Genomic DNA, 2,258 nt, shown 5'->3' on the forward strand with positions numbered 1-2,258 from the left:
GGCGGCGACGCCGCCGACCGGGCCGCCCCGGCGCCGCCCCCCACCGGCCCGGCCCGCCCCGAGCCGGTCGACGCGGCGCCGGAGGGCGAGGGCCCGCTCAGCGACCGGGAGCGCGAGGTGGCGGCGCTGGTGCTGGAGGGGATGACCTACAAGCAGATCGGCGAGCAGCTGTTCATCTCGGCGAAGACGGTGGAGCACCACGTGGCCCGGATGCGCCAGCGGCTGGGCTCGGGCAGCCGCGGCGAGCTGTTCGCGCACCTGCGCCAGATCGTGGGCAGCGGCGGTGAGGGGTGATCCTTCCGGGTGAACCCGCCGTCCGGATCGCCGCGCCGCCCAACCGCCGGGCGCCTTCCTCCCGTCTTCCCGGCATGCTGCGTCTCCTGCTGCTGACCCTGCTGGCGGTCGCCGGCTGCGCGTCCGCGCCCCCGGCGCTGACCGTGGCCGCCGCCCCGGCCGCCGCCACCGCCGACCCGGACGCGCTGCGCGGCTGGTGGCGGGTCGAGGGCGACGACCGCGTGGTGCTGGTCGACCCGAGCTCGATCGAGGTGCGCGAGGGCGACCGCACCCTGACCGGCACCTGGCGGGCCGACCAGGCCGGCGGCTTCCTCGCCCGCATCGACGTCGTCGAGGGCGGCCCGGAAATCCACCCCGACGACCCGACGCCGGACTGGCTGGCCGCGGCCACGGCCTTCCGGGTCGACGGCGACGCCCGCGTCCTGCTGGACGGCGCAGGCGCGCCCGTCGCCCGCCTGGTCCCCGAGGCACCGGGGCCCGGCGGCGGCATCGTCGACCCCGGCCGCGAGCCCGACCAGGCCGAGCGGCTGCGCACCGCGCCGGCGGCCCCCGTCGCCGCCCCGCTGGTCCCCCTCGGCTCCCCCGAGCTGCTCGGGTACTGGTTCCCCCGCGGCGCGACGAACGACGCGTTCCTGCGCTTCGACGAGGGCGGCGACTGGGCGGGCTCGGACGGCTGCAACGCCGTCGACGGCGCCTGGCTGATCGGCGACGACGGCGCGTTCCTGGCCACCGCGCCGCAGCTGCGCACCCTGATGTTCTGCGAAGGCGGCGCGGACGTGGCCACCCAGCTCGGGCTCGCCCGCCGGGCGGCGTTCGACGGCGCCGACCTCGTGCTGCTGGACGCGGAGGGGACGGTCGTGGGGCGGTACTACCGGGCGTCGCGGGCCGGGGTCGGCCCGGTCGACCCGCCCACCGGGGGCTGACCGGCCGTCTTCGCAGGGTCCCCGTGGTCCGCGCAGGTGCTGTGCCCCCTGCGCCGATCACACCGCCCCTGCGAAGACACCGGGGCTCAGCTCGTGACGAGGGTGAGGCCGTAGCGGTCGAGGGCCTCCTCCAGCGGCTGGAAGAACGTCTGGCCGGCCACCCGGCAGTTGCCCGAGCCGCCCGAGGTCATGCCCTGGGCCTGGGTGCCGGCGACGACGGAGCCGCCGGAGTCGCCGGGCTCGGCGCAGGCGGTGGTGCCGGTCAGCCCGCGCACGACGTCGCCGCCGCCGTAATTGACGGTGGCGTTGCGGGAGAAGATCGTCCCGCAGCGCAGGCCGGTGCTGGACCCGGAGCGGCAGATCGAGGCGCCGACGGCGGCCTCCTGCGACCCGGTCACCGGCAGCGCCGACTCGACCTCGTTGGTCGGGGTCCACGCCGCGGTGTTCGCGACCCGGATGGCGCCGAAGTCGTCACCGGGGAAGTCGGTGGCCGCCACCGGACCGATGACCGCGCCGTTCTCGCCCGCCCAGTCGCCGCCGATCTCGGTGCAGTGCCCCGCGGTGACCACGAAGGCGGTGCCGGACGCGGCGGTGGCGGAGAAGCCGATCGAACAGCGCCCGCCGGCCTCGGCCAGGATCGCGTCGCCGCCGACGAGGTCGGCGAACGGGCGCGGGGTGTCGGCGGCCATCTGGATGCGCACCGGGTCGGTGCCGGCGCCCGCGCCGGCCACCCACGACTCGGCGGCGGACCGGTCGGTGGTGGTGACCACCACCGAACTGGTCACCGGGTCGACGTACCAGCTGCCGATCGAGCCGGAGGCGCGGGGCGCGGCCCCGTCGAGCTTCGCCTGGACGTCCTCCAGCTCGCCGTGCGGGTGCGCGGCGAGGCGGGCCCGGGCCCCGGAGGATTCGATGGCGGCGGTCGACGCGGGGTCGGTGGTGGCGACGACGAGGGCGCCGTCCTCCACCCAGGCGCCGCCGTAGGACGGGCCGAGCCGGTCGCGCCAGCCCGCGACGGCCGCCGAGGCCGCCGACTCGTCG

At 77.6% G+C, this 2,258-nt stretch carries 3 protein-coding genes; 2 read left to right on the forward strand and 1 reads right to left on the reverse strand.

Annotated features, from left to right (window positions below; all coding sequences use genetic code 11):
- Positions 1 to 294, forward strand: a 294-nt coding sequence (locus KIK08_RS38680) for a helix-turn-helix domain-containing protein (protein ID WP_214408274.1), incomplete at its 5' end; no start/stop codon positions are given.
- Between the two features lie 74 nt (positions 295 to 368).
- On the forward strand, positions 369 to 1,217 hold the full coding sequence (locus tag KIK08_RS38685; protein ID WP_214408275.1) for an META domain-containing protein: 849 nt from the start codon (positions 369 to 371) through the stop codon (positions 1,215 to 1,217).
- 86 nt (positions 1,218 to 1,303) lie between these two features.
- Here the strand turns inward: KIK08_RS38685 and KIK08_RS38690 are convergent.
- Positions 1,304 to 2,258, reverse strand: a 955-nt coding sequence (locus KIK08_RS38690) for a S1 family peptidase (protein ID WP_214408276.1), incomplete at its 5' end; no start/stop codon positions are given.

The organism is Pseudonocardia lacus (assembly GCF_018531445.1).
GTDB lineage: Bacteria > Actinomycetota > Actinomycetes > Mycobacteriales > Pseudonocardiaceae > Pseudonocardia > Pseudonocardia lacus.